This is a genomic window from Rhodopirellula maiorica SM1, assembly GCF_000346295.1.
Lineage (GTDB): Bacteria > Planctomycetota > Planctomycetia > Pirellulales > Pirellulaceae > Novipirellula > Novipirellula maiorica.
This window is the reverse complement of record NZ_ANOG01000249.1, coordinates 17,895-43,962: the sequence shown is the minus strand read 5'-3', so window position 1 is coordinate 43,962 and position 26,068 is coordinate 17,895. Positions and strand designations below refer to the sequence as shown.

At 54.7% G+C, this 26,068-nt stretch carries 20 protein-coding genes and 1 pseudogene; 8 read left to right on the top strand and 13 right to left on the bottom strand.

Annotated features, from left to right (window positions below):
• Positions 1–661, bottom strand: a pseudogene (locus tag RMSM_RS07680) (circumsporozoite protein- membrane associated protein); the annotation flags it as partial.
• A 308-nt stretch (positions 662–969) separates the two neighbouring features.
• Between RMSM_RS07680 and RMSM_RS07675 the strand changes: the two are divergent.
• Entirely contained in the window at positions 970–2,115 is a 1,146-nt protein-coding gene (locus tag RMSM_RS07675) for a helix-turn-helix domain-containing protein (protein WP_040764702.1), read from the top strand.
• 179 nt (positions 2,116–2,294) lie between these two features.
• Here the strand turns inward: RMSM_RS07675 and RMSM_RS07670 are convergent, their stop codons facing one another.
• The 7 genes from RMSM_RS07670 to RMSM_RS07635 form a co-directional block, all read right to left on the bottom strand.
• Positions 2,295–4,316, bottom strand: coding sequence for an alpha/beta hydrolase (locus RMSM_RS07670; protein ID WP_008693818.1), 2,022 nt, complete (start codon positions 4,314–4,316; stop codon positions 2,295–2,297).
• Positions 4,317–4,333: 17 nt separating this feature from the next.
• Positions 4,334–5,062 carry a 1-(5-phosphoribosyl)-5-[(5-phosphoribosylamino)methylideneamino]imidazole-4-carboxamide isomerase gene (gene hisA, locus RMSM_RS07665; RefSeq protein ID WP_008693816.1) on the bottom strand — a complete coding sequence of 243 codons (729 nt, stop codon included), beginning with the start codon at positions 5,060–5,062 and terminating at the stop codon, positions 4,334–4,336.
• Positions 5,063–5,212: 150 nt separating this feature from the next.
• Positions 5,213–6,457 (bottom strand): Glu/Leu/Phe/Val family dehydrogenase, encoded by a 1,245-nt coding sequence (locus RMSM_RS07660; protein ID WP_008693814.1) that lies wholly within the window; start codon positions 6,455–6,457, stop codon positions 5,213–5,215.
• Between the two features lie 404 nt (positions 6,458–6,861).
• The gene (locus RMSM_RS07650; RefSeq protein ID WP_008693811.1) at positions 6,862–7,902 is read right to left on the bottom strand and encodes a phospholipase C/P1 nuclease family protein; all 1,041 of its coding nucleotides are present in this window, start codon (positions 7,900–7,902) and stop codon (positions 6,862–6,864) included.
• Between the two features lie 340 nt (positions 7,903–8,242).
• Positions 8,243–8,917 carry a hypothetical protein gene (locus RMSM_RS07645; protein ID WP_008693807.1) on the bottom strand — a complete coding sequence of 225 codons (675 nt, stop codon included), beginning with the start codon at positions 8,915–8,917 and terminating at the stop codon, positions 8,243–8,245.
• Positions 8,918–9,268: 351 nt separating this feature from the next.
• Positions 9,269–10,297 (bottom strand): mechanosensitive ion channel family protein, encoded by a 1,029-nt coding sequence (locus RMSM_RS07640; RefSeq protein ID WP_008693805.1) that lies wholly within the window; start codon positions 10,295–10,297, stop codon positions 9,269–9,271.
• A 215-nt stretch (positions 10,298–10,512) separates the two neighbouring features.
• The gene (locus tag RMSM_RS07635; protein WP_008693802.1) at positions 10,513–11,442 is read right to left on the bottom strand and encodes an SRPBCC family protein; all 930 of its coding nucleotides are present in this window, start codon (positions 11,440–11,442) and stop codon (positions 10,513–10,515) included.
• A gap of 71 nt (positions 11,443–11,513) precedes the next feature.
• Between RMSM_RS07635 and RMSM_RS07630 the strand changes: the two genes are divergently transcribed.
• The 3 genes from RMSM_RS07630 (at position 11,514) to RMSM_RS07620 (ending at position 15,134) form a co-directional block, all read left to right on the top strand.
• Entirely contained in the window at positions 11,514–11,765 is a 252-nt protein-coding gene (locus tag RMSM_RS07630; RefSeq protein ID WP_008693799.1) for a hypothetical protein, read from the top strand.
• Between the two features lie 234 nt (positions 11,766–11,999).
• The gene (gene glgB, locus RMSM_RS07625) at positions 12,000–14,027 is read left to right on the top strand and encodes a 1,4-alpha-glucan branching protein GlgB (RefSeq protein WP_144057461.1); all 2,028 of its coding nucleotides are present in this window, start codon (positions 12,000–12,002) and stop codon (positions 14,025–14,027) included.
• 111 nt (positions 14,028–14,138) lie between these two features.
• Positions 14,139–15,134: a BPSS1187 family protein gene (locus RMSM_RS07620; protein WP_008693795.1), complete on the top strand. Its 996-nt coding sequence runs from the start codon at positions 14,139–14,141 to the stop codon at positions 15,132–15,134.
• Positions 15,135–15,154: 20 nt separating this feature from the next.
• Here RMSM_RS07620 and RMSM_RS07615 read toward each other — a convergent pair whose 3' ends face one another.
• The gene (locus tag RMSM_RS07615) at positions 15,155–16,039 is read right to left on the bottom strand and encodes a hypothetical protein (protein ID WP_144057460.1); all 885 of its coding nucleotides are present in this window, start codon (positions 16,037–16,039) and stop codon (positions 15,155–15,157) included.
• A gap of 412 nt (positions 16,040–16,451) precedes the next feature.
• Between RMSM_RS07615 and RMSM_RS07610 the strand changes: the two genes are divergently transcribed.
• Positions 16,452–17,300: a class I SAM-dependent methyltransferase gene (locus tag RMSM_RS07610; protein ID WP_008693791.1), complete on the top strand. Its 849-nt coding sequence runs from the start codon at positions 16,452–16,454 to the stop codon at positions 17,298–17,300.
• 54 nt (positions 17,301–17,354) lie between these two features.
• On the opposite strand, the gene RMSM_RS36560 is transcribed toward RMSM_RS07610, so the two are convergent.
• Entirely contained in the window at positions 17,355–18,149 is a 795-nt protein-coding gene (locus RMSM_RS36560) for a TlpA family protein disulfide reductase (protein WP_063870203.1), read from the bottom strand.
• A 196-nt stretch (positions 18,150–18,345) separates the two neighbouring features.
• On the opposite strand from RMSM_RS36560, the gene RMSM_RS07600 reads away from it, so the two are divergent.
• Entirely contained in the window at positions 18,346–18,975 is a 630-nt protein-coding gene (locus RMSM_RS07600) for a sigma-70 family RNA polymerase sigma factor (protein WP_008693788.1), read from the top strand.
• 169 nt (positions 18,976–19,144) lie between these two features.
• Complete coding sequence (locus RMSM_RS07595) at positions 19,145–21,313, top strand: serine/threonine-protein kinase (protein WP_008693785.1); 2,169 nt, start codon at positions 19,145–19,147, stop codon at positions 21,311–21,313.
• Positions 21,314–21,393: 80 nt separating this feature from the next.
• Here the strand turns inward: RMSM_RS07595 and RMSM_RS07590 are convergent, their stop codons facing one another.
• The gene (locus RMSM_RS07590; RefSeq protein ID WP_008693783.1) at positions 21,394–22,455 is read right to left on the bottom strand and encodes a beta/alpha barrel domain-containing protein; all 1,062 of its coding nucleotides are present in this window, start codon (positions 22,453–22,455) and stop codon (positions 21,394–21,396) included.
• Between the two features lie 159 nt (positions 22,456–22,614).
• On the opposite strand from RMSM_RS07590, the gene RMSM_RS07585 reads away from it, so the two are divergent.
• Positions 22,615–24,246 (top strand): cation:proton antiporter domain-containing protein, encoded by a 1,632-nt coding sequence (locus RMSM_RS07585; RefSeq protein ID WP_008693781.1) that lies wholly within the window; start codon positions 22,615–22,617, stop codon positions 24,244–24,246.
• Between the two features lie 10 nt (positions 24,247–24,256).
• On the opposite strand, the gene RMSM_RS42405 is transcribed toward RMSM_RS07585, so the two are convergent.
• Both RMSM_RS42405 and RMSM_RS07580 read right to left on the bottom strand, forming a co-directional pair.
• Complete coding sequence (locus RMSM_RS42405; RefSeq protein WP_008693778.1) at positions 24,257–24,589, bottom strand: hypothetical protein; 333 nt, start codon at positions 24,587–24,589, stop codon at positions 24,257–24,259.
• Positions 24,590–24,638: 49 nt separating this feature from the next.
• Positions 24,639–26,054, bottom strand: a complete 1,416-nt coding sequence (locus RMSM_RS07580; protein WP_236622044.1) for an arylsulfatase — start codon at positions 26,052–26,054, stop codon at positions 24,639–24,641.
• Between the last annotated feature and the right edge of the window lie 14 nt (positions 26,055–26,068).

Below are 26,068 nucleotides of genomic sequence, written 5' to 3'. Positions count from 1 at the left end.
GGGTGACGTCGAGAATTTTGACTCGTTTGGCGGGATCGATCGACGCGATTGGCATCACCAACCGGCTAGCCGATTGGAAACTATTTTTCGGCGACAGCGCGGCATAGATGAAAAAGATTGCCATCAAACTTGCGGCCGCGATCCACCATCGAAGCGTGCCGGTGGCTTCGGCGGGCAACGCGTCATGGGTGCGAAGCCGGCTGGCGGCGTGGGCGCCGATCGATCGGATGACCTTGCCACTAAGACTAGGTGAACTGCTTTGCTCGCGTAGCGTCACATAGCTGGTCAACTCTTGCCGCATTTCCGGAACATCACGTTCAAGCGATCGAGCCGCATACTCAGGCCGAATCGTTCCTTTGAGCACGGGAAAAACCCGCGTGACCGCTTGATGCACCACCCACCCTAGAAGCACGACGAAACCAGCCAACCGGGCAATCATCCCCGGTGTATAAATCCATTGATCCAGCACGACCCAGAGCAGCACGGCAACGAACACGCCGATAAAAATCCGTAAAATGCTCCGCACGAACTCAGACCACCACAGCGCATTTTGAGCCTCGCGGATCCTCGATTCGATCAAGCTCGCCACGTTTTGGAAGGCGTTTTGATCGCGATTGGCCGCAGGAGGCGGGGCTTGCGAAGCAGTAGTCGGTTGCGACATGAAGACGTCAAAACTTGCGTAGATGGAAGAAATTAGCTCTTAAAGTATAGCTCAACGGACACCTAGAACACTCATCGTATGCCCCAGCAAAATGGAGCTGTCGACCGCGAAATTCATTTTAGCGGCGCCCCAGCAGTAAACCAATCAAAATGGACATGGCATAATCGTGCTAACCGCTGCATTTGATCGGGGGGCCCAAAGGATATGGAAACGGTATTCCGACACCTAGGCGTGACAACCGCAACTTCCTGCTACACTATTACGCAAACGGGACCACCTACTTCACTCCTCTTTTTCGACATTCACTAATGAGATACGCATTCCGGCTTGCGGAATTACTTGGGCATACCCCGGACCGGCGTAAGCGTCCAGGCACGATCAAGTCCATTGTGGAACACACGGGACTGGATCGGCACCAAGTGGCTTCGCTGTTAAAAAATGAGGCAAAGTACATTCCGTTGGATGCACTTTCGCGACTATGCGATTACTTGATTGATCATGGCTATGCGACGGCCGACCAGTTGCCGGGCGCGTTGTTCCAAATCAATGCCGAAAACTTTTGGGAACTACTTGCCCGCCGTGGCGACATCGAAATCGTGATCGGCGTTCGTCAAAACGATGGCGACGATTCACCCGAAAACGCGACCGTCGTCGCCAGCGATTCGGTTCTGTTCGGCGAACTGCTCAACGGTGTCTCGACGCTCGGCGGTGCGGCAAAACACAAGTCGACTGCCGAAAACGAAGAGGGCAAAGTACCCGAGGTACCGATGCCAGACCGTTTGCAACAAACATTGGTTTGGAGTCCCGGGCAAGTCACGCTCGAGGATGCTCGCGAACGAGCCGCCGAAGTCTTTGACGGTTTTGTTGAAGCGACCGGTGACCGTGGCTTGGTGTGCATCGGCAGCGTGAAGAGCAATCCCGTGGTCGAGCTGATGTTTTCAGACGCATTCGGATGCACTCCGTTTGTGACCGAAGACGATGTCGATGACGTTTCGGCTCGGTCGTGTCCGTTCTTCCTGCGTTACCGTGATAGCGACCCGAAACCGGGTGCCGCGTCGGCGGGGATGCGATTGAGCAAGAACGAAGATGCTCCGGAACCAGGCTTTTACTACGAAAAAGATGACGGCACTTGGGCCTACGCAGGCGGCAAGGGCAAAGACTCGGCATTGGTGTTTTACATCTTCCGTGAAGCTCTCGGACGACTCGACATGGTGCTGAGTGGGTTCTCAGGACGTGCAACGCGATTGCTAGCCAAAACGCTGGCGATTCGCGGCGAAGAATTCTGGCCACCGGTTTACGAGCATGGCGGAATGCAAGTCGGAGCCTACTTGGTTCAGTACGAAAACACCGACACGAAACCAAGTCGCGACGATTTGTTATACAACCCAGGCGGTGCAGCTCAGATCATGCCGCTACCACAGAAAGCACTTGAGCGACGTCTATCCAAGCGATAGAGCTCGACCATCAACGCAAAGCGACGCAATGGAAACATCGCGTCGCTTTTTTTGTGCGACAGGCTTCACCAGCCGGTCATCAGCCGGTCACCGGCCCAAGGCATATCGAAGCAGCGACACGGGTCAAGAGTTTCGGATTGCTGAGAGGATCTGACCGAAAGTCATGAAGGCTGCTTCTCCTAAAGGCCCCAGGATTCATTAAAAAAACCCTCGGCCTCGATTTTACCGGGAAAGATGCTGTCGTCTTCGGCTTGCACGTTGATGACCGCCCAATCGGGAAGCATTGCGATTTGACGCGAGTTGCTGACGTTTGAAAATTCTCGAAATGTCATCCCACTGTTAACGACCACGTACTTGGTCCGATTCTTGGGATTAGGATAACACAGCGCAACCGCATGCGTGGCCGGATTAAACGTCTTGTCGCCTACGGTAATCTTTTCCTTGGTCCACTCGATCGGCAACTCACGGCGGATGCGTGCGAGGTAACGGTTACTAAAGAAATCACCAAAACAAACGAGATGATTGTTTTTGATTTGATCCTCGGTCAGATCAACGTCCTTGACCACACGCACATCACCACGCATCAATTCCCGCCAACGTTGTTGCGCGTATTGCTGTTCACGGTTCACCCACCGCTGGACTTCGCCATGCGTCGCAGGCCGAGTCGGCAAAACGAATAAGAATCGGTCGCAAAATGCATCATCAATCGGCCCCTGCAATCCCGGACGCTTTCGCAACACGTTCGGCTCAGACACGTCAATGTTCCATTCGCCAGCTCCACGAACCAAACGGCATTGCCATCCGGGTGCATCGTTTTGATCGGGAACGATAAAACGCGCACCATCAATGATCAGATCGACATCACGAGACACAGTCGGCCAGGCGGATTTGCGAAAATCAAATTCCAGATGTGTTACACCTTCGGTCTTGACGACCAAGCGATCCTGGGCGGCAATCTTGGCTTTGACTTTGCCAGCAGACCAATGTTCTTCGAGCCCCGTCACGCTCAACCAATCCGCATTGCAATAGCGGGTGGTGTAGGTAACAAATTCGATCTGGCGACGTGGTTGTGGCAGCGGTTGGGCGGCAACGTCCGCCAATTGACGATCGATTTCTGTGATCGAAACCGCGTCAACCTTGTGCCCCATTTTGGCGCCGATCACATACGGAAACTCAAAACCGGCCTCCTTCGCCGCAGCGACCACACGATCGGCGGCTTGGCGTTGCTTGTCGACTTCGCCACTGTAGGCGACCGGGTGCGTGTTTTGTAGGTTTGTCACCCACGGCAGCACGTCGTACCAACGAAGCAGTTTTTGCCGAACCGGAGTGATTTCGAAGGGGGGATTTGTCTGCCAACCTTGATAGACGATCGAATCGACAAAACCGGCTCCCGGATTGGCCGCGAACCACTGCAACGGATCATGGACGGCCAAGTGCCAACACCCCGCGCCGCCCATCGAAAACCCTCGAATCGCAATACGATCGCGGTCAATCGGCAAGATTCGCTCGACGTGCTGCAGCGCTTCGTAGACATCGGTTTCGCCGGCGAACCTAAATGCGTTGCAGTGACGCCCAAACGGATGCAACACGATTGTGTTCGCGGGCGCGTAAGTGCCGACCTTATTCATCCGCTCGGTCAGAAACGGGATTTCCGTCTTGGTATCGCCACGCCCATGCAGCCATACATCCAAGCGGTGCGGCGTTGTCGTCCCGAGTTTGAACCCCGCAGGAATCACCAAGCCATACGGCTGGACCGAGTCGTCGATATGAGACACGAACCCGCCGACGACCATTTGAGGCTTGTCACTGCTGCGAACAGAGACGCCTAACAGTGCCATCCCGCGGGTGCCCGATTTCACTGCCGCAATTCGACGCTCCGCTTCGTCGAGCAGTTTAGCGGCGTCCTTTGTCTCGGACGTTTTGTAGAAACGATCCTGTGCAACGGCCAATCGGACCGCTCGAGTCAGCACGCGAACGTCGGGCAGCCAGCTTGATGCATCGGATTCCGCATCCGCTAACGCATCGACCTCGCTGTCTAAGCGATCGACTCGCGTGGCCAAGACATTTTTGACCTGAGGATCGATTTCGATTCCGGGCGGAGGCAACTGTTTGTAGTCGTCTGCAAAGACGATGGACGGATTCCACAACGCCAACCACAGCACGATCCAGCCACAGCACGCCTGAATTCGTAGACAATTCATGCCACAACTCCCCTGTTTTACAAATCGTTTGCGATTTGAACCACGTCCTCTAAGTTCATCGCACCGTCGTACAAGGAGCGTCCAATAATCGCAGCGGGCATATCCATTTCCACCAACTGACGCACGTCATCTAGCGTTGTTACTCCGCCGCTAGCGACAAGCGGGATATCGGTAGCCGAGGCCATTTGAGCAAGCCCGTCAAAATTGGGGCCACTCATCATCCCGTCACGTGCGATATCGGTGTAGATAATTGCGGCGATGTTGGCGGTTCGGCTGCGAAGGTCTTGAGCCAATTCGATTGCGGGGGTCGTGCTGGTTTCCAACCAACCATCGGTGGCAACCATGCCATCGCGAGCATCGATTCCGGCAGCCAATTGGCCGGGATAGCGATCGCACATCGACGCGAACCACGCAGGCTGTTTCAGTGCCTGGGACCCGACGACCAGCCGAGCCAACCCAAGTCCCAACAATAGTTCAATCGCCGCCTCATCACGCACACCGCCGCCGAGCTGGCAAGGCAAGCCCGTCGCTTCGACGATCCGCTTTGCCGCATCGCGGTTCCGCTCAGGATCATCGCCACGCGCCGCATCGAGGTCGACCAAATGCAACCGCTTTGCGCCAGCGTCTTGCCATCGCTTGGCAAACTCGACGGGATCGTCACCAAAAATGGTTTGGCGATCATAGTCACCCTGTTTCAGGCGAACCGGTTTACCATGACGCAGATCAATTGCGGGCCAAATTTCCAAAACGATATCCTCTCGAAAAATCGATATTTATAGTTGATTTAAATGTAGTAGATAGAACGTGATGCTAAGCACGAAAAAAAATGATTGAGTTCAATCCCATTGGCCGCTTGGACGCTAGCCCCAGTTGAATGTAAGAACCAACCGAAAACCCTAAGACGTAAGTCCGGCCAATTCGGCGGCTCGGCGGACCCGCGTGATCCCGATCATGTAGGCGGCGTTCCGAAGCGAAACATTGTTTTGCTGAGCCGTTTGCCAAACATTCTCGAACGCTTCGTTCATGGTGTGATCGAGTTCTTGCCGAACACGATCCAAGGTCCAACGATAGTGTTGACGATTTTGGACCCACTCGAAATAGCTGACCGTCACGCCGCCTGCATTTGCCAGAATGTCGGGCAAGATGGTGACGCCTTTTTCCTGCAAGACGGCGTCGGCTTCGGGATCGACCGGACCGTTAGCGGCTTCGATAATGATCGAAGCATGAATGTCGTTCACGTTCTCGGACGTAATCACGCCGCCCAGCGCCGCCGGAATCAAAACATTGACATCCTGCAGACTCATCAACGCATCGACCGGCAAACATTCACAGTGCTGATAACCTTCGAGCAATCCCTTTGGGTGATTCAGCTTGTGACGCAGGACTTCGGAAATGTTCAATCCATTGGGGTCGTAATAGGTACCCGTCAGATCGCTGACTGCGATGATCGGAAACTCGGACTCGTACAAAAATTTAGCTGCATGCGTGCCGACGTTCCCAAATCCTTGAATCGCGGTCTTGGCCGCCGCAGGCTTGATCCCTAAGCGTTTAGCCAACTTGACAGTCAGCGAACCGACTCCGCGACCGGTCGCCTCTTCGCGACCGCGAGCCCCGTATTCCTCGACCGGTTTTCCCGTGATTACCGCCGGGTTGAAACCGTGGTACTTTTCCCATTGGTTGCGAAACCATGCCATCACTTGATGATCCGTTCCCATATCGGGCGCCGGGATGTCCGTGTCGGGACCGACGATGTCATGGATCTGATCAACAAAAGCACGCGTCAACCGCTCAATTTCTCGTTTGGACATTTTTGACGGATTGACCCCAATGCCACCTTTTGCACCTCCATAGGGCAAATTGACAACCGCGGTCTTCCATGTCATCAAACTGGCCAATGATCGCACTTCGTCCAAATCGACTTGCGGGTGATACCGTAAACCTCCCTTCATCGGTCCTCGACTGTTGTCATGCTGGACACGAAAACCAACATAATTAGCCAGCGAGCCATCATCGCGTTCGATCGTGACTTGGACCTGAACCTCGCGGCTAGGCATCAACAGCGCTTCACGCAGCGAGGGTTCAATATTGAGATGCTCGGCCGCTGCATCAAAAAAGATCTGGGTTGATTCAAAAGCTCGCATCTGCGTGTCTCCGTCGTTTGTGAAGAGGGGCGTCCTACATCGTCAAAAATTGATCATCGAAACCACTGTCGACCACGCTCGCGACGCATGCTGCAAGATCGGCACCGAAATTCGCGCGGAATCGTGCAGTGATCCCCCCTTGGCACTCCACGCGTATTTTTCAACGCGAATTTTTCAACGAGGTGGACACGATTCGTGCGGCGTTTGTTCAGAGATCAACGACCCCACGGGGGTCAATTTCCCAGCGTCAAGAACGCACTGCAGCCGGACGATTTTCGCAATCTTACTAGGATACCAAGTTCGCCATCGCAAGTGACGGGGAGCCCCCGGCAGCCGCTCAGCCTCCCCCCCGAAAAAACACTGTTTTCACCGAGCGTACGGTCAAACCAGCACTGTGTTCGGTGCTAGGCGGCACGGCGAGAAGGCATTGCGATCGGCGTCTCGACCGGTTGATCCCTTGGCTTGTCGACACGCGTGACGGTTTGTCGCGATTTCAGTCGCCGCTCACGCTCTTGTTTCCAGCGTAATTCGTCGTGATAGATTTTCACCACACGATGAACGATATCGACTTCGGCTGGCAGATGGCGTCTCAACTGCCCCGTGCGACCATACTCTTCGACCAAACTCTCCAATTCATCTTGAATCCATTTGGATTCGATCCGGTTGCCCCAAAGCCGAAACGGCGTTTTGATTGTCGCGGCAACAAAAGGCCGCCAAAGTGAAAATGCAGGCAGCGAATCACCGCGGATCTGTTCGGCTTCGCGCGCGATGCGTTCCAGCACGCACGCCCATCCGGTGACGGTCAATCCCACCAACTCGGTCAGTGCTGATCGCGACCGATCGTCAAACGCGGCCGCTCGATTGTCGACACTCTTTTGCAGATCGTAATGGTGAATCAAGATGTCATATTTTTGATTGGCAAAGCGAGCTCCATGCAGGATCGCTTCGCCAAGCCAACCAGGATCTTCGGCGAGCTGAAATACGACCTGTAACTCGCTACGTTGCCAATCATCAAAAATGCTGCGGTATGCCGCTTGAACACTCCATTCGATCGGTTGATGCAGCACACGTTCGCGATCACCATGCGCGGTATGGAGCGGTTGCAGTGGATCAGTGAAATAATGGCTCAGCACGCCCGCAGCATGCGCCGCATCGGCCCAACGATCGGTCCGCAAGTACTTGAGCAAGCGGTCATACCATTGGTGTGCCACTCGCGGTGCACCTCCCCAATAGCCTTCGCTGACATGCACAACATGATTTTGATAATCACGAAAACGGTAATCAGGATCAACTGCCCCGCGGAGATAGTGATCGGGGTAGCGTAGCAGCAGCCGCGTCAATCGCTTACCGCTGTCAGTCGCGATTAGCGGCAGCGCATCGAGGGCGAAAAAGTGATGGGTATTGCAACAATAGACGGCTCGCAACAGCGAGAGCAGTGGTTTCATGATTCGGCAAACCTTCGTGGAACCAAACGCAGGCAAAGATTGCTGCAAGAAGGTACCTCAGTTTGCCGATTTCGCGCGGGCGGTGGCAAGATGAATCCGTGGGGAAAGTCGCCTAGAACGAGACGAAAGTCTCGGAACGACTTCACTAATCCGGTAGGAAGGAGCTGGTAGGAAAGGAGTCGGTAGGAAGGAGTCGTTCGGTTTGTTAGCCGTTTTGCCTACCTGATTCGCATCGGCCGCAAAATTTAATGTCGTAGTGGACGAGGCAGCAAGTCTTGCAGCACGGGATTCGTTGCCTCGTCCACTACCGATGGTGCTACTAAAAGTTTGGCCGACATGTTTAGCGTGGTTTCGAACGAATGATATCGCGTGTATTCCAAACCAAACGCATCACTTGCTCGGGACGCGGATCGGGTGCAACGCAGGTGAAATAGTCCGCATCGATACCGAGCAATCGTCGGCGACGATCCGAGATCCCCGGGTCAACATCCAGAAAGCTATCGGCCATTTCGAAATCACGATCCCACAGCACCGCATCGGTCAACCGTTCAATCAATGTTTCCCAACGTGGCAAATCATCCGAGGTGACCGCAGGCAACGCGGATGGATCACAGGCCAAATCAGCTTCGCTGTGAAAATCTTCGCCGGGCTCTGCCGCTCGAAACAACGACTGGTACGCCGACAACACTAAACTACGCCAGGGGGCGATATCGGTCACCCGTTCATTTTGCGCATTCTCGCTATACAAATCGATTTCAATTGCCACTTGGTCGCGGACCTCGACATAGATCGCCGCGATCGCGGCTTCGGTCGCTGCGGACAATGCCATGACCGACTCGGTATCAGTCAACAAATAGCGTGCGATGTCGTGTAACAAACCGATTCGCTGTGACGCGGTCAGCGAATCGTAGACCGCGATTCCAGTTTGGCATTCCGGTGCCATTGACGATTCATCCTCGTCATCGAAATGCAACAAGATCGCATCGATCATCGTGTCGATGGCCAGACTGACCAACGTTGCTTCACTCCCTCTTAACGTTCGATCTCCCCGGCTTGAGTGCCACATACTATGCCTTGCTCCTTCGTCCCTGCTCATCACGATGTCGATCACTATCGATCTAAGTCGGCCACACGATTAACGCGAGACTCGATAGGGAACAACAGCCTCGTGATGAACGCTGATGTGTACTACTGAAAAGTGGGCGTCATCATAATCGCTGGAGCGGTGGCAAGGGTGTTGATTCGGAAATTTTATTGCGAAGCGTTTTAAGTCGTTTGCTGGTCTAAACCTATAGCGTTTGATCCGCGATCGGGACGCCGACCATCTGCGATTTTGCGGATTCGCTTGCAAGTCCCCACGGTGGAATTACGATGCGTGAGGCATCGCGTGTCCGTCGACGGCGCGTCGCAGCGGACGTACACGTGGACGCTGGAACACTGCTTCCTCGGCACCGTCGGCTCGGCTTAGATGAACATCCAATTGCGGGAACGGGATACTTATTTCGTTGGCATCAAGATGACGTTTGACCTCGACGGTCAACGCTTCCTTCAAGCGAAAGAACTCCTTCGACGGCACCCACATACGGACCAGCCAATCGACCGAGCTCGCCCCCAGATTGCTCATAATGACGGCATGGCCCCGCGATTCGCCGGGAATGATCTCGCTTTCAAATTTCATGACCGCCGCCGTCAGTGCAGCCCGCGTGGCGTCAATGTCGGCGGCATAAGCAACCCCCACCGGAACCTCGACACGGCGGTGATGATGATGGCTGATATTTTCAATCGTTCCGCCAGAAATTGAACTGTTGGGAACAATAATTCGGCGATTATCCGGAGTATCCAGCGTGGTGGTGAACAAGTCGATCTCGTTAACCTTACCCATCACCCCAGCGGCGTTAACGAAATCACCGACTTTGAATGGACGAAACACCAACATCAATACACCAGCGGCAAAATTGCTAAGCGTGCCCTGGAACGCCAAACCGATAGCAAAGCCAGCAGCGGCAAGCATCGCGGCTAATCCGCCCAGCGGAGCCCCCATCTTGGACAATACCGCCCCAACCACTCCGAACATGATGCAGTAAAAGACGATCCGGCCGACAAAGATCCCCAGCGTTTCGTCGACGCGGCGACGAACCGGTTTGCTGATAATCCGCGACAGATAGCTGGCAACCAAATAGCCCAGAAAAATAACGGCCAATCCGATTGCCGCCAGGAACAACTGAGGCACCAGGTGCAACGTGATGTACTCCATCGCCCCCGAAACGTCGCCGTTGGTCACATCGCCAATGAATTCTTCGGTCGCTTCGGTAAAGGACACGCGCGAACCACGGTTGGCCGCATCGGCCACAATAGCCTCTTCGGACGTAGCCTCGCCGAACAATCCGTTATCCATTGCGAAATCCCTTCCTAAAAACCTCGATTAAAGACGCCTGCTCGAACGAGGGCAATCTCCGCCGCTGCTCACGGCCCATTGGTGTAGGTATAGAAAATCACACCAACGCGAGTAAAGACGAACCCAAGTCCCGCAGCGTAGCGTCAAAGCAACGGCCATGGGTTGCTATCAACACGCATGCTTAGCATGTTTCGGAGTTGTCGAAGCGGGTCGATTCACCTTAACGGCAAATAGATATCGGTGATCAGATCTCGCGGGGCCGTGGTCGCAGGATCGTTGCGATAGATTTCGTAAGCATCTTGGCGTAGAACTTTTAGCTTCTTGTAGCGAGCGTATTGGTAAGCACCGCTCCAGGCATTACCCAAGTTTTCATAGCTGCCGATATGCCGGATGTGCAGCGCGTTGCCGGCGGGTAGATGACAGTGTTCCAATCCGGCAGCCATCCCATCCTCGTTGGAGACCGCGAAACCGCCCGTGAATGAAAATTGGTTCTGTTTTAAATCACAAGGGTGATACACGCTGACCATCGGCGCATCGAGCGACACGTCGGCTTGTTTTAATTTTTCTCCGCTGGCTGAAAAAACACGCTCCATCGCAGGCCCCATGTTGTTTGGCGGCGCCGCATCGCTGACACCATAGACATCGATCTCCGAAACCGTTTGGACTCCATGCACTTCGATTTTTGACAGCACTTCGCCGGTCTCGAGATGTTCACGCAGCATTTTCAGTCCACGATCGTAATCCATGCCAATTACGGTTTGCATGTTGGCACGCATCCAAAACAAGAACCATGGCAAACGCCCCTGCATTCGCCACGTCACCTTGGTCCCGGCGTCAGTCGCTTCGAAAGTGAAACCGACCTTGGAAGTGGACTTAAACGGCTTGGTAAAACGAATCTCTTCGCTAATTTGACGGGGCCGATCGAGGTTCAAGTGCTCGATTTCGCCCGCGCCAACGACGTCCCCTTTCCAGCGATAAATCGATCCCACGGTATTTGGGGGATCGGAAACCGTCACCACCGCATCGGGATCGATCCCCAGCCAAGGCGACCACTTGGTCCAGGTGCCAAAATCAGCGACGCAGTCGAACACCGTTTCGGGAGGCACTGCCATTTCAATCGACCGAGACACTTCAAAAGCAGGCATCAGGGAAACTCAATCTAAGCAGATAGGAAATCGAACGCAGCAAGACAACACGAAGGCGGTTCAAGTCTAACATGATTGAAAATGCCGGTTGGTGTGTGCTGTGGTCAATCCAGTCAAATAAACGAGTCATTGCACAACCGCCAGCGATCAAACCGCCCGCAATCAAACCGATCGCATACGTTTGTCTAGTGCATGATTGGGTGGCATCGGCGATCGGCGTCCAGACAGGGGCGGCCAGACAGGGGCGGCTAGCCGAGGGCGAGGCGGCATCCCGTGGGCAACCTGCGATCGAGCCAACTTTTTACCACCCGATTTTCATGTGACTTGCCACTCGATTTTCATGTGGCTTACCACTCGGTCCCCATGTGGCGGCCATCAAGCCACTAGGCCGTTGCAAAGCGGAACAGTCAATCCGAGCGTGAAAAGGGTGCATTCCCGGTATCCCCCTGTCTGAATCGCGTTATTTTAGAGGGGTCAGAAAGAACACTCCGACGCTCGTCAAACGGCTTCGAATAGCCCCTTGAGTTATGCCCTCTAATTGAATGAGAGTTCACGCGATGTCAGCCAAGCCCCCAACGCCGACCGGACCCGCCTCCCAAGCCATGTCGCAAAAACAAACCACAGCCCCCAAGCAAGCAGTTCCCATTGTGCAACAAGCCTCGGCACCTCAAGCGACGCCTGCGAAGCCCACCGCTCCGCTGACCCAACCGCTTCCAGCAAAACCCGTCCCTCATGTCGCTCAATCGACCGAGCGTTACCACTGGCTTGGGGCTCACCTCGACACGCGTGACAACGTCGAAGGTGCCCGCTTTGCCGTGTGGGCGCCAAACGCGACCGAGGTCAGTGTGTTGACCGACGGCAACGGCTGGCAACACGGAGCCGATTGGCTGACCGGCAGTGACTCGGGTGTATGGACGGGCTTTGTTCCCGGAGTCACCCATGGCACATCGTACAAATATGGGATCCGCACCAAACATGGCGAAGTCTTACACAAGGCGGACCCATTTGCGTTTTACGCCGAGCATCCTCCGGCGACCGCTTCGATCGTGTACGACCTGGACCAATACAGTTGGGGCGATGAAGCTTGGATGGAAAAACGCAGCAAGAGTGACTGGCTTCACGAACCGATGTCGATCTATGAAGTCCACTTGCCATCATGGAAACGGCCTTGGGACGGACGTCGTTACCATAGTTATCGCGAGTTGGCAGAGATGTTGGTCGAGCATGTCAAATCGCTTGGCTTCACTCATATTGAATTGATGCCGATCACAGAGTTCCCCTTCGACGGATCGTGGGGCTACCAAGTGACCAGTTACTTTGCGCCGACGAGTCGCTTTGGCGAACCAGACGAATTCCGCTATTTCGTCGACTATTGTCACCAAAACGGCATCGGGGTGATCATCGATTGGGTTCCCGCCCACTTCCCTTATGACGCGCACGGGTTGGCTCGTTTTGATGGCACCGGGTTGTATGAACATGACGACCCCAAGCAAGGATTCCATCCAGATTGGAAGACTCACATTTTTAATTACGGTCGTCACGAAGTCCGCGACTTCTTGCACGCCAGCGCTCGATTTTGGTTGAAGGAGTACCACATCGATGGGCTGCGAGTCGACGCGGTCGCATCGATGTTGTATTTGGACTACTCACGCAACGATGGCGAATGGGTGCCAAACTGTTTTGGTGGCAACGAAAACTTTGAAGCCATCAATTTCATGAAAGAGATGAATACGCATCTGCACGCCGACTTTCCCGGCGCGATCACGTTGGCCGAAGAATCGACGTCGTTCGGCGGCGTTTCTCGTCCCGTTTATACCGGCGGCCTCGGCTTTGGGATGAAGTGGGACATGGGATGGATGCACGACACGCTGGAGTACATGAAACGCGACCCTATTCATCGCAAGTATCATCAAAACGAATTGACCTTCCGTTCGGTTTACGCCTACAGCGAGAACTTTGTATTGCCACTTTCGCATGACGAAGTGGTTCACGGCAAAGGATCTTTGATCTCCCGAATGCCTGGTGACGATTGGCAAAAATTTGCCAACATGCGATTGTTGTTCGGTTACCAGTACGCCGTACCGGGCAAGAAATTGATGTTCATGGGCTGCGAGTTTGGCCAGTGGTCCGAATGGAAATATGAAGAGCAATTGGATTGGGCGTTATTGGAATACCGGTTCCATGATGGACTGCAGCGTTTTGTCGGTGATTTGAATCGCCTGCACAAAGATTACCCGGCGCTACACGAACTCGACTGTGACCCCGCCGGGTTCTCGTGGATCGCGGCAGACGATGCTGCAAAAAGCATCTACACCTTCTGTCGCACATCACGTGACGGCCAACAAGTCGTGGTGGTGGTCAACTTTACGCCATCCACGCACGCCGATTACCGTGTCGGCGTCCCTGAAAAAGGGGCGTATGTCGAGATTTTAAACAGCGACGCAGAAGTCTATGGAGGTAGTAACTTCGGGAATTTGGGGGCCAAAGAAACGATTGACGAAGAAAGTCATGGTCGCCCCTACAGTCTCGAGCTGAACATTCCTCCGCTAGCGATTATGATGTTGACTCTCGACAAACCTACCTAACCCGCATCGTTGGGTTAGCCCTCTCCCCTACCCCAACCTGCTGCTAGGCGTTTTATGAGACATTGCTGCATCGCTGCGTCCTTGTGTTTGCTTGTTTGTGGATCAACAGCGATGGCGGCACCGCCATCGTTTGATGATCCCAATCCTCAGCATTACAAATTCTCGACACGTGCGAGCGAGATCGATTCGCGAGTCAAGGCTCATCCCGAGATCAATTTCCTGATTGAAACCGACAAAGGCAAACCGGCTGATACTCAATACGCCTCGGTAGACACGCGGGTTGCCCCTCGGGGTGAGTTGGTGATTTGGTTGATGGGCCCAAACAGTGGATTGTTCGATCGGCTAAACAGCTACGGACTGCACGCGATGCAAGTCCATTATGCGAACAAATGGTTTGGCGTTTGCTGCCAAGAAAAACCGGTCAGCGAACATTGCCGAGGCAACATTCGTTTGGAAGCGGCGACGGGCGAAGACTTCAGTGACGAAGTCGACATCCCTAAACCCGACGGCATGATGCAGCGTGCCTACCAATACGTGAAATACTTGGCCCAAAAGCATCCGCAAGGCAAATGGGAACAATTTCTAAGCGACGACGGCAAGGATCTGCGTTGGGACAAGGTGATTGTTTCCGGAGCATCCCACGGCTCTACTACCGCCGCCCGCTTTGCCAAGCATGTCAAGGTCGCTCGCGTCGTGGCGCTGTGTGGTCCACGTGACCAATACCAATCGTGGCAAGCATTACCGTCGGCAACGCCCGAGAACCGTTACTTTGGATTCTCGCATGTGCTCGATGGCGGCTGGACCGCCGACCACTATTGCCGCAGCTGGGAACTGCTAGGGATGCACAAATTTGGCCCGATCGTGAACGTCGACAAGGTGAAATTTCCGTATCAAAACACCCGGCGGCTGATCACCGACTTTGACGTCAACGGAAATGCGAGCGTGGCACACAGTAGCGTCCAGCCGGGCAGCCGGGCTTACAAGAGCAAAGCAACCGGCGAATTCATGCACGAAGATGTTTGGCGTTACCTTTACACGCATCCGGTCGATGTGGTTGGCGAATCCACACCGATGGACAGCAGTTGTAACAAAGAACAAACGCAGTAAGCCAAGCTCGCTGCTGCGATCTACAGCAGCAGGATGTCACACATTAGCGATACTGTCACCGCATCGTCGGTTCCGAGCGTTGCCGCCGATCCGACGTTGTGGTTGATCGTAGGCATGTCGGCAAAGTAGGTGACGCCGATTGTCATCCCGACGTCGTAGCCCCACAATTGATCGCGGGTCGTGAACTCGGTCTCAATCGTGTAGGTCGTCTTGCTGAGTTCGGCACTATAGTTGGCTGGGACCGCCGACGGGGTTGCCCAATAGTTGGCATCCATGTCATAGATACCGACGTTCAGCTTCAAATTGCTCGCCCGTCCTAACAGGTACCCGTCCCAACCGGTGACCACTTTCCCGCCTTGGAAATCGGTATCGAGTTCTTCTTTGAACAAGCGTAGTGAGCCGTCATCGAGTTCAAAGTCTTGATCAAACCCCATCAAGCTATACGCCACCCCAGCAGAAAGTCCGCCAAAGCGAGTTTTCCAAGTATCGCGAATGACAAGGTCACCTCCGTAATGCTGAACATCGCTGTCGAATTGTGGCGAAGCCCCGGATCGCAATAGATTGGAACCATCGGCCGGATTAGGAAAATTAATATCCCCCGTGCTTCCGTCGCTCGACGATCCGGCGAACGCATAGAAAATGTTGCCTTCGAAACTGGTGCGAGTTCCGAGTGCCCGACGAACGGCGTCGAGTCGCACGATCCCACCGAACTGGTCTTGATCGTCAAAGAACGCCGATCCACCGCTGCTGTTGGTTCCCATCTGATATTCAGGAAGCGACGCGATCCAACTACCTTTGCTAAGGGTCAAATCGAACGGTGAATTGCTAATGGTGCTCTGACCGTACGACGGCGTCGCGGCACAAACGCCCAAGCCCAACAAAAGGTAGGTAAAAAGGTTTCGCATCGTTCGGTAAACCAGCCTATTTTTATTTCCAACAATCAAACGGTAACGGCGACCCGGCCTTTGTTTGCTATCGAATTTCGCTGGAACGAGATACACTTTCTTAAGATAAGAACAAGCTGACTTTACGATTTCCGAACCGGTTGATGTGTTTTATGTTGACACTGTGTGCTGTGAGAATCATTTCGGTTGTGAGGATTATGGACAAAGTAACGAATCCACCCGACTTTGCGGCCACGTATAGGACCGCAGCCGATAGCAATAGGAATCGCAAGATCGCTTTTATTGGATCCAATGGACCATTTGCACCTCAGCCCCTTTTGCAAGCTGTCCCCCTTTTCCGCGCCCTTTTTCGTCCGCGTTCGTAATCCTGCTTGGCTTTGCCCTCTTTCTTCACTCTGGCCCCAGACGTTCCGTGACATCGACTTCCGCAGCCAACGAACATGAACGGCCACGTTTTACGTTTGGTGAGAATTGGCGATCCTTTCTCGAGCGACTCGACGACGATCGCGTGGTCGAAGCCGAGCGATCGCTTCAGCAAATGCTTGGCACTCAATCGCTTGCCGGCAAACGGTTGTTGGATATCGGCAGCGGCAGCGGGTTATTCTCTTTGGCGGCCCACAACCTGGGCGCCGACGTCGTCTCGATTGACTACGACCGCGACAGTGTCGGGTGCACCCAAGCATTGAAGCAACGCTTTGCCAATCAAGCATCCAATTGGCAGATCGACCAGGGCTCGGTGCTCGACCAAGCCATGATCGAATCGTTGGGGATGTTCGACATCGTCTATTCCTGGGGCGTGCTGCATCACACCGGCCAGATGGATCGCGCGATTGAAATTGCCGCAGGTGCGACCAAACCGGGCGGTCAACTATGTCTGGCGATCTACAATGACCAAGGCGGCGCGAGTCGACGATGGCTGAAGATCAAACAGATCTATAACCGTCTGCCCAAACCGCTGCGTCCATTGTGGGTGTTAACCATTGCGTCATGGTACGAGTGCAAGTTTGCACTTGCCCGGCTTGCTCGTTTGCAAAACCCGTCACCGCTGAGAGATTGGCGAGCGAAACGCGAGGACCGCGGCATGTCGGCTTGGCACGACTGGGTCGATTGGATCGGAGGGCTGCCGTTCGAAGTCGCCAAGCCGGTATCGATCATCGTGCCACTGCGACAACGCGGTTTTGTGCTCAATCAACTCAAAACCGTTGGCAGCGGCTGGGGATGCAACGAATATGTGTTCGAGCGACTGGAAACGAACAAGTAACGCCAGGAAATCTCCGCAACGGGATCATTGGCTAAGGAACCACGATTGATGCGGCTAATTGGCATCCTGCATCAACTGTTTAACAAACGGAATCACCTGCTTGTCGTATGTGAAGCCCGCGGTATCGCCGGCGTCGACAAACTTTTTGACTAATTTCCCTTCCGCATCGTAGATCAACACAGCAGGAATCGAATCAAGATCCAATTCGGAATAGATTTCATCGCTTTCGGTCGTGCTGATGTAGTTAGGAAAAGTCGCTCCGACACTGGTGACAAACGCAACGACTCGTTCTTCGTAATGTTTCGGTGGCCGCGACTTTCGTCCATCGTAATCGACGTCCACCGAGATGCATTGGACTTTGTCGGCGAACTGTTTATCCAGTCGCACCAAGCCAGGAAATTCTTCGAGACACGGGCGACAGGAGAGCGACCAAAAATCGACGACGGTGATTTTGTTGGTGTTGGAGATCCGATTTTGAATTTCGTCCAAGGAACCGTACAAAATTTCGGACTCCGCCGTTTCCGCGTCATCGGCGACCGGCGGCTTGTTGCTGGTCTGCAGGTCAGGCATCTCCAAACCACCGCCGCCTCCGGGCTTGGGCGTATTGGAGTTCGCTGGGGGGATATCCCCGGGCGGCAATTCGAGCTGCCCCGGTGGTTCGGATTGCGACGATTCGGCTGGCGCCGGCACTTGTTCGGCAGGTGTCACCGCCTCAGGCGGCGGCACGGTGGGCGATTCCTCAACAGCATCCCTACATCCAAGACAAGCCACAAAGGCGATCAACGCAAACAAATTCCAATTGTTCCGCAGAGATTGCGAAAAGCGAACGTTTAAGTGATTCTTTGGCATCCGAAGTTCTTTCATTCTTCTATAATCAGGTTCCGTGTCCCCCCATCTCGCATGTGCGAACGCCCGCAGCTCAATGCGATTGCCATCGAAACACGGTGCTGTGGGGGTGACACGATGATTGTACCGGTGTGACCGTGTCGCGGGTACGTCATTCTGACAAAGGTTTTTCCAGGAAGTAACAATAGGCGATCTCAGCGTGGAGCGTTCCGAATCAACCACCCATTTGGTCATTGCCTCGAAAGAGGGAAACAATGAAGCGCTCGGACAATTGCTTGAGCGTTATCGGGGGTACCTATTGATGTTGGCGCATCGCTTTCTGTCGGAACGATTGCGACGTCGGATCGATCCGGCTGACATTGTCCAGTTGACGTTTTTAGAAGCGAAACGCGATTTGGCCTCCTTTCGGGGCTCGAGTCCGGCAGAATTCGCAGGCTGGCTGCGGGGAGTACTGAAAAACAACGTCGCATCCGCAGTCACTCGGCATGTGACGACCCAAAAAAGGTCGCTCAAACGCGAAGTCGACGCCAACCAACCCTCCCCGAACGATTCCGCCGGGGGTGCCTGGATCCAACAATTGCCCGGCAGCACGACTAGCCCGAGCGGAGCCGCAATCCGTACCGAGGCGACCGTGGCACTGCTAGAAGCCCTGCATCAATTGCCTGAAACTCAGGCCGAAGCGATCCGGCTCCGCTACATGGAAGGGCTGCCGCTATCGGAAATTGTCGAGCGAATGGGCAAAAGCGACACCGCGGTGGCCGGTTTACTGAAACGTGGACTACAAAAACTGAGAACGATTTTGGACCACGACATGAGCCCTTGGTTGTGAAAAACACGACAATCGGCGTTTTCGCCGCTGTGCTCGGCGGGCTGAGAGGCGTGGTGGAGATTCGATCCTCGCCAAACTTTGCCGCGCCCTACCGGGGCATCCAATTGAGCCTGAGTTAGAATCGACGACGTCTTTGCTCTCCTTTTTCCATCCTCTGCCACAACCTGTTATGGCTGACAACGAACCTACCGCAGATCCCGTGGACGAAGCTTTTGCGGCGTACCTGCGTTCGTGTGATGCCGGTGAGATAACCAGCCGTGAAGATTTTTTGAAACAGTTCCCGGAGGTTGCTGGACAATTAAAACAACTGATGGAAGCGGCCGACCTGCTTGGCCAAGTGACGATGGCGTCGGGATTGTCATCCCATCGCCAGCGAGTCCAAAACGGCGCCGACACGGTCGCCATCACATCGGCGGTCGGCGAGCAATCCAATGTCGATCCGGCGATCACGCTGCCGATGGCGAACCGGTCCAAAAACGACCCTGGCCCGACACTGCCGTTTGATTTGGGCGATTACGAGCTTCAGAAAGTGCTTGGCAAAGGCGGCATGGGAATCGTCTATCTGGCGAACCAAAAACAACTCAACCGCATGGTCGCGGTCAAGATGATTCGCGGGGGCATGTTGGCAGACGAATCGGATGTGCGGCGGTTTTATACCGAAGCCCAAGCCGTGGCGCGGCTGAGTCACCCCGGGATCGTACCGGTGTATCAGTTTGGTCAGCGTGCCGGCCACCATTTCTTTTCGATGGCGTACATTTGCGGCAGTGACTTGCAGCGGAAAATCTACGCGGAAACACTGCAGCCCAAACAAGCCGCTCGCTATGTCCGTGACGTGGCTCGCGCGATCGACCACGCGCATCACAAAGGGGTGCTGCATCGCGATCTGAAACCTGCCAACGTGCTGATCGACGAACACGACGAAGTCCATGTGACCGATTTCGGGCTGGCCAAACACATGGACGCCGACAGCAGCGTGACGGGAACGGGTGCGGCGCTTGGGACGCCTCACTACATGGCGCCTGAACAAGCCGGCGGATTGAGCGATCGAGCCAATCGGCAAAGCGACGTGTATGCGATGGGAGCCATCCTGTTCGCGTGTCTGACCGGTCGGCCGCCGATTGTGGGCGACACCGTGATGCAAACGCTGTTGGATGTTGTTCACAACCCCGCGCCGCCGGTACGCTACTTTCGCCCCGACGTTCCCGTTGACATCGAAACGATCGTGGCAAAATGTTTAGAAAAGATTCCACAAAAACGCTACGAGTCGGCAGCGAAGCTTGCCGACGACCTGGATGCCTTTCTCGAAGATCGTCCGATCAAGGCGCGACCTCGCTCGCTGCCAGTCAAGGTTTGGCATTGGCTCGAAGGAGTCCCATTGGTCGCCGCGGTCATGGGACGCCGCATGGTCAGTTCGTCCACCTCGCATCGCCGCTTCCAAGCGGTGATGTTACTGCTGTTGTTGTTGACTCCTTTTGTCGCTGTCGGATTGTCCGTGCTGTGGCACCAATACAAAGAATCGATGCCTAGCGTCGTTCACATCGCCGGCGGGTTGGACGATGGCGTCTACAACACGGTATCCGCGACGATCGCCGAGCGATTGGAAAAGAAACACGGCGTCACGTCGTCGGTGGCTGCCAGCAACGGGTCGCGTGAAAACCGATCACGGCTATTGAGCGGCGAAGTCCATCTCGCTCCGATGCAGGCGTCGGCAATCAGCGGAAACGACCTGTGTGTTGTTGCCCCGTTGTTTTTTGAAGTCGTCCATCTGTTGGTACGTGAGGACGCGAATATCCATGCGCTGAGCGATTTGAAAGGCCATCGCATCGCCGTCGGTCCGATCGGCAGTGGATCACGCGAGGCGACTGAGATGGTATTTGAATCGCTTGCGATCACGCCCGACGTCGCACCACGCGAGGTGATGGCATGGAAAGAACTCGAATCCGACACGGCCCCCGATGTCGCCGTGATCTGCGTTGGGCTGGGCAGCCCGCTGATTTCCAAGCTGATCCGCAGCCATCGCTGGGAATTGATGCCGATTCCCAATCCGATCAAAATTGCCTTGCAACACCCCACGCTGCGTCCCATGACGATTGATGCAGGCGATTACCCTGGGATCGAACTTCCCGAAATGGGCGTGGCAACCGTCGGAACCACCGCATTCTTAGCGGCACGCACTGACACGTCGTCGGAACTGGTGACCGCGACGCTTCACACACTTTACGATCCACCACGGTTATGTCCCGGATTGATTCCGCGAAAACATGCGGCCGAATGGCAAGGCTTGGCGCTGCACAGCGCCGCTCGGCGATTTTTCGAAGTCGAAGAAACGACGCCGTAAGTTCGAGCGTGAACCGAGCGCATCGGGAACGGAGAACAAAACCGCGATTTCCCGCCGGTTCTTGAGCGATTGAGATTGACCTAAATGGTATCGGCGGCTTGCAGATGTCCCCATCGATCGCCACTCATTTTTCGCTGTCCGGCGCTCTTCTGAGACGGTGGCACACGCGACGCCAACGCTTCCATATAATCCAATCGCTCTTCTTCGCTGCTAAATTCCAGCGGCCGAATCGCATGCAATTCTGGCATCGAACGGATACCATGGCGTTCCATAAACACGACCAAACCATCGATCATCGAACGCACAATATCGGGGCCTTCGCGGTACACCGCCGATGAAACCATAGCGACATCGGCGCCGGCCAACAGGACTTTGATCACGTCGGTTGCATTGCTGACGCCGCCACAGGCCGCGATCGGCATCGCCGGACAGAAGGCATGGACTCGCATCACGGATTCAAGCAGATGCGATATTTTCCCACTGGGTGTCAAACACCAATCGGTGCTCATCTGCAACGTATCGAGCGAGATATCCACTTCGGGTGAACGACCAAACAACACCAAGCCTTGGATCCCCGACAGCATACGGACCGCCAAATGGCTGAGACTGGTGTATTCGCGACTCAATTTTAGGAACAGCGGAATCGAGATCGATTGATGGATAATTTTCACCGCGTTGACAAGCGAATCCTCGATCTCACGTGCATCCGAAAATTCAGCTGGGGGCGGATGCCGCAAATTCAATTCAATCGCACTCGCCCCCGCCTCCTGTAGCGCCCCGGCATAGTCGAGCCAATGACTTGCGTTGTCCCCATTCAAGCTGGCAATCACTGGCAGCGTGGTCTGGCGGCGTGCGCGGCGAACGATAGACAAGTAGGTCTCGGCATCATTGCAATATGAATCCACCTTGAATCGTTGGGCTCGCGAGAGCACTTGTGTATCACGCGAAGTCAACGTTTGGCCGTTTTTCTGGTTCCAAAGCAAGACTTGCTCTGCGAACAACGATGGCAGCACCACCGCTCCGGCCCCGCACGCATCAATGGCAACACGCATCTGTTCTTGCGCCGTCAATGGACAAGCCCCGATGACGACCGGCGAACGCAAACTCAATCCGCCATAATGGGTTGTTAAGTCGATACTCATTCAGGTTGTCCCCATTTTGGAATGGATTTCATGATCGCGTGTGAAGATCCACAAACCGTATGGCGACATCCGATGCACACTAACACGAACCGCAGATCGGGTCTATTGTATCTCGTCGTGACACTCACCGCCAACATTGTCTGCTTCTTGCGATAGTCCATGGACGATATTTCTGGAATCACAACGGTCCTGCTGCTCGTGCTGACCGCCGGTTTGATTGCCGGCGCCGTGTGCAAACGTATCGGTGTTTCAATGCTGGTCGGCTATTTAGTCGTCGGCGGCGTGATCGGCCAAGACGCGTTGGGGTTCGTAAAACAGCAAAGTCATGAACTCGAAGCCTTGGCCGAACTCGGCGCTTTGCTGCTATTGTTTGCGGTGGGCATTGAGTTTTCACTCGAAGAATTGGTACGGCTGAGCCGTTACTTTTTGCTTGGCGGTGTCGTCCAAATGACAATCGCTGCCATTCCAGTAGCGTTGATCTGCATCATGTTGGGGATGGGCATTAATGGGGCCCTGTTGGCCGCATCGGCTGTCGCCTTGAGCTCGACTGTGTTGGTGTTTAAAGCGTTGGCGGAATGGGGCCGGGCGGCTTCTCCCTCGGGCCGCCGCGCGATCGGAATCTTGCTGTTTCAAGACGTCGCCTTGGTCCCGCTGATGTTGCTGATCCCGTTGCTGACGCAGCACGGCGAACCTCCTTCGCTCAATGCCTACGCCCTGCTCGGTGGCAAATCGCTGATCTTTGTGATCAGCGTCGGCATTCTCTATCAACTCGTTCGCCGGTGGCTTGTGCCGGAATTAGCTCAACTCCGCAGCGTCGAACTGGTCGTCCTGTTTGCCGTGTGCGTGTTGGGCGGTGTCTGCTGGATCGCTCACTTCCTAGGCTTGCCCTCGGCCGTGGGTGCGTTGGCCGCGGGGATCGTGCTGAGCGGCAATCGCCTCAGCAAACAAATCGACACAATCGTGTTACCGTTTCGCGAAACGTTCGCGGCAATCTTCTTTGTCACGCTCGGAACGCTACTGAATCCGCGTCAATTTTTGGACGAACCGCTGCTCATTTCTTGCGGAGTGTTGTCGATTCTGCTGATAAAAGGCGTGGCGGCGGCGGTGGCACTGAGATTGGTGGGGCTACGCACGAAAGCCGCAATTGGCATGGGAATGGGATTGGCTCAAATGGGCGAGTTTTCGTTCTTGCTGCTTTCCGAGGGATTAAAACAGGAACTGCTTAGCCCGATCGCATACAACCGCTTGCTGCTAATCGCATTGGGAACATTGATCCTGACGCCGCAATTGATCCAATTTGGACTCCGTTGGTCGGGTGAAGAGCAATACGAGCACGATGAACACGACCACCACGGGTTGATCAACGACACCAGCCGGCATGCGGTTGTGATTGGCATCGGGCTGATTGGACGCCAAATTAGTTCTCAGCTCGAAATGAAGGGGATTGATGTTCGATTGATCGATTTCAGTCCGATCAATTTGCACCCCTTCGCCCAACAAGGATTCCATACCGTTGCCGGCGACGCTCGCGATCCGCAAGTCTTGAAGCGGGCTGACGCAGCCAACTGCAACCTTGCGGTCGTCAGCGTTCCCGATGACTCGATCGCCAAAGAGATTGTCACGGTGCTGCGGGCCCTGAACCCCGACTCTACGATCCTGGTCCGCTGCCGCTACCAAGGTAAGGTCGCAGCGATGCGGCGTGCCGGCGCGAACGGGATTGTCAGCGAAGAGGGCGAAGCGTCCGAAGCGCTGCTGCAGTGGTGCGAGCGTTTTTTGCAATCACAGGCATAGGCAGCGAATGTCAGTCAAAGCTTGTCACGACGACATAGTACGCGCCAAGTTCGCCTTCGCTGATCTCGAATACGGGAGCCAGCCGATACGAACCCTTTTTTAGTTCGGTGACGAAACTGACTTCTTCGACACCGGGGCTTACCGGTTTGCGATCGAGATCTTTGTCGTCGATGCGTAGGACCGCGTGGCTAGCGCCGATGGCGTCACCGGGCGTGGTACGAAACGCCTTGGTGGCGCCAGGAACGTTTTCTTCTGGTGGTAGTGACGCGTTGATGGCCGCCCCCGACTCACCCGGCCAACGGCGTAGCGAGATTTGATATTTTCCGTCACGAACCACCTTCACCGCCCAATGTCCTTCGTGCTTGAGCTTGTCGGATTTCGGGTGGCGACGGTCAGCTGCGCGGATCGATCCTTGATGCCACGGCGGATAGATTTTTTTGAATCCAATCGTGAGCGGTCAGATTGACCACGGGGTGATCGGGGTGTCCGAGGTAGATCTCGGTGGTCTGAGAAAACGTGGGCTCCAATTCGTCCCACCACTTTTCATAGAACTCACGCATGGTCGCAACGACTTCGGGATGCTCATTGGCGACGTTGTTCTTTTGGCCGGGGTCGACGGCAATTTCGTAAAGTTCTTTACCGTTGATCAGTCGATACTTTTGCGACATCACGGACGAGCTTCGCCATTTGATCGGGTCACGAACTCGCTGCGAGTCACTGATCACGAAACGCTCAGGCCAATCGACATCTTTGCTTGGGTCTAACAACGCAGCAATCGAAACCCCATCAAATTTCACATTTTCCGGTTTCTCGACACCTGCCATTTCGAGCAGCGTCGGGACGATATCGACAGCGTGCGTCAACTCATCAACGTCATGTTGTTTGGTGATACCGCCGGCTGGCCAATGCAAGAAAAATGGCACGCGGTGTCCGCCGTCGTAGGGGCTGCCCTTTCCGGCCCTCATCCCCGCGTTGTAAATCTTCGCACCGCTGGCGGTTCCGTTGTCGGTGGTAAAGACGAAGATCGTGTCATCCTCGATGCCAAGATCTTTGATCAGTTTGCGGGTCTTGCCAACGTTGTCATCGATATTGGTGATCATGCCATAGAAAGCGGCAATGTTGTCAGATTGGTCCGGATACATATCCATGTATTTTTGCGGGCAATGCAGCGGACCGTGTGGCGCGTTCGTCGAGATGTAGGCAAAAAATGGTTTCTTCTCTTTTGCACACTTGCTAATGAATTCATTTGCCTGAGCAAAGAAGACGTCGGTACAAAAGCCTTCGGCCGGGACGATCTTGCCGTTGTGAAAATAAGCACCATCAAAGTAGGCATTGTCCCAAACGTCAGGCGTCTGGCCGATACCACCGCCGCCGTGGCGATAGACTTCGGTGAATCCGCGATCTTCCGGACGATAGGGATAGTTGTCGCCGAGGTGCCACTTTCCGAACATCCCGGTTTGGTAGCCCGCGTCGCTGAACATCTTGCCAACCGTGACTTCGTTTTCTCGCAACATCGATCGTCCCATGATCGTGTGCCAAACCCCGGTGCGGTTGGTCCAGTGACCTGTCAACAACGCCGAACGCGTGGGAGAACAGGTCGGAGCGACGTGGTAATCGCTCAGCCCCGAACTTTCCGAAGCAAGATGATCGATGTTGGGCGTCTTGATGATCGGGTTACCGGTACACGCCAGATCGCCATAGCCTTGGTCATCCGAAATGACGAACACGATGTTGGTAGCCGACGCGGCAAGCGTCCCTGAGAAGAAGAGCCCAAAAGTGAGCAGAAAAATCCGAAGTTTGGAAGTCATGATTGATGGTGACT